This is a genomic window from Sphaerobacter sp. (assembly GCF_019683595.1).
Lineage (GTDB): Bacteria > Chloroflexota > Chloroflexia > Thermomicrobiales > Thermomicrobiaceae > Sphaerobacter.
Window position 1 is genome coordinate 1 of sequence record NZ_JADGHZ010000308.1, and the last position, 2,550, is coordinate 2,550.

Sequence of the window (2,550 nt, forward strand, 5' to 3'; positions counted from 1 at the left end):
GCGGCGTCGAGCGCGCGGTCCAGGTCGGCGTCGGCGAAGACGATGACGGGCGACTTCCCACCCAGCTCCATCGAGAAGCGCTTCAGCGTCTCGGCGCCGGTGCGCATCAGCTGCTTGCCGGTTGTCGTCTCGCCGGTGAAGGAGACCAGGTTAACCTCCGGGTGGGCGACGAGCGCAGTGCCGACCGTCTCCCCCGAGCCGTAGACGAGGTTGAAGGTGCCGGGCGGCAGATCCGCCTCCTCGATCGCCTTCGCCAGCAGGTAGGCCGAGATCGGCGACCAGCTCGCGGGCTTGAGGATGCAGGTGTTGCCGGCCGCGAGCGCCGGGGCGACCTTCCACGTCTCCAGCATGAAGGGCGTATTCCAGGGTGTGATCAGCACGGCGACCCCAACCGGCTTGTGGACGGTGTAGTTGAGGAAGGTGCCCTCGACCGGGAAGGTCTCGCCGGTGATCTGCGTCGCCATCTCTGCGAAGAAGTCGAAGTTGTCGGCCGCGCGCAGCACCTGCCCGGCCCGGATCTGGGTGATCGGGATGCCGGTGTCGCTCGTCTCGAGCACCGAGATTTCATCGGCCCGCTTGCGGATCTGCTCCGCGATCCGGCGCAGGGCCCGGGCGCGGTCGGCGGCGGGCATCCGTGACCAGGCGCCGCTCTCGAACGCCTCGCGGGCGGCAATAACGGCCTGCTGCGCTCCGGCGCGCCCGGCGGAGTGGACCGTCGCGATCGGCTGGTTCGTCGCCGGGTTGATGGACATGAAGGTCTCGCCGGTCGGACCGGGAGTCCATTCCCCGCCGATGTAGTTCTGGAGCGGCGGCAGGTCATCGAGCAGCCGCTTGCTCAAGGCCGCGTAGTCGGTCGTTGTGGTCATCAGACCGTCCCCTCGGCGTGCTCAGCGACGATCGGATTCTCCAGGGCGCCGATCCCCACGACCTCGACGCGCAGGGTATCGCCCGGCTGGACGAAGGAGATCCCCTCCGGTGTTCCGGTCAGGATCACGTCGTCCGGCTCCAGCGTCATGAACGCGCTGATGTACTCGATGATCGGGCCGACCTTGTGGATCAGCTTGGACGTGTGCCCCTCCTGGCGCAGTTCGCCGTTGACGTAGGCGCGCAGCGTCAGGTTGTCCGGGTCGATGTCCTCGTCCTCGACCACCCAGGGGCCGAGCGGACCGAAGGTGTCGAAGCCTTTGGCCTTGACCGGCGGGCGGAAGTAGTTGGTGATGAAGTCGCGCGCGGTCACGTCGTTGGCCACGGTGTAGCCACGAATGACGTCACGCGCCTGCTCTGCCTTGACGTTGCGGCAGCGCCGCCCGATGACGACGCCCAACTCGACCTCGTAGTGGAGCTGCTTCACCCCGGTGGGATAGACGATCGGCGCGCGGTGGCCGATGAGCGAGGTGAGCGGCTTGAAGAAGAGGACCGGGTCCTTGGGCGTCTCCAGTCCCAGTTCCTTGGCGTGTTCAGCGTAGTTGAGCACCAACCCGATCACCTTGGTCGGCGTCACCGGCGGCAGCCAGACGACCGCATCCTGGTGGTAGGCGCGACCGGACTCGTCGATCAGCCGGTCCTCGTCGGCGTACCCGGTGTGCAGACGCCCATCCGCGATGAAACGCACGTACCGCATCAGGCCGCTCCGTTCTCGCCACCGGCCACGGGGGCCGAGCTTGGGATCAGGCCGTAGCGCTCTGCCACGGCGCGCAGCTTCCGCTGGTTCTCCTCAGAGGGGAGCACGAGAGGGAGGCGCAGCTCAGGCTGGATCTTGCCCATCAGGCCCAGCACGTACTTCACCGGGCCCGGGTTCGTCTCCCAGAAGAGCGCCTCGTTCATCTCGTACATCTCATAGTGGAGGTCCCGTGCCTCATCGTACTTGCCGGCGGTGACGAGATTGTACAGCCGTGCCGACTGCTCCGGAAGCACGTTGCCGGTGGCGCTTATGTAACCCGCGCCGCCGAGTGCGAGTAGCGGGAAGCAGAGCACCTCGATGCCGGAGTAGACCCGGAAGTCCCGCCCGCACAGATGCATCAGTTTGGTGACCTGCTCGAAGTCCTTGTTGGCTTCCTTGACGCCGATCACGTTGGAGCGCGCTCGCACCACGCGAGCGACGGTCTCCGGTTCCATGTTCACCGCGGTGCGGCCGGGGATGTTGTAGATGATGATCGGCAGCGAGGTGCGCTCGGCCACGCCGACGAAGTGTTGATACAACCCCTCCTGGCTCGGACGGTTGTAGTACGGGACCATGACCAGCACGGCATCGACTCCGACCTTCTCGGCGAAGGTGGTCAGACGCACCGTCTCGTCGAAGTTGTTCGTGCCCGTCCCGGCCACGACCGGGACCCGGCCTCGCACCGCCGACACGGCGGTCTCGATGACGTACTTGCGCTCCTCCTCCGTGAGCGCGGACGGCTCACCGGTCGAGCCGGTCACGGAGATGCCGTGGCTGCCGCTCTCGATCTGCCACTCGATCAGATCTCGGAACGCAGCCTCATCGAACTGGCCGTTCTTGAACGGCGTCACCAGCGGCACAATCGATCCGCGTAAGTCATGTCTGGCCAT

At 66.4% G+C, this 2,550-nt stretch carries 3 protein-coding genes; all 3 read right to left on the reverse strand.

Annotated elements, in window-relative coordinates; genetic code table 11:
• On the reverse strand, positions 1 to 866 hold an 866-nt coding region (locus IRZ30_RS16955; RefSeq protein ID WP_294086874.1), incomplete at its 3' end, for an aldehyde dehydrogenase family protein.
• On the reverse strand, positions 866 to 1,621 hold the full coding sequence (locus IRZ30_RS16960; protein ID WP_294086875.1) for a fumarylacetoacetate hydrolase family protein: 756 nt from the start codon (positions 1,619 to 1,621) through the stop codon (positions 866 to 868). The genes IRZ30_RS16955 and IRZ30_RS16960, both read right to left, overlap by 1 nt.
• Positions 1,621 to 2,550, reverse strand: a 930-nt coding sequence (hpaI, locus tag IRZ30_RS16965; RefSeq protein WP_294086876.1) for a 2,4-dihydroxyhept-2-ene-1,7-dioic acid aldolase, incomplete at its 5' end; no start/stop codon positions are given. The genes hpaI and IRZ30_RS16960, both read right to left, overlap by 1 nt.

Excerpts from the sequence above, each read along its gene's own strand:
- IRZ30_RS16960 (WP_294086875.1), bottom strand. The coding sequence starts at position 1,621 with ATGCGGTACGTGCGTTTCATCGCGGATGGGCGTCTGCACACCGGGTAC.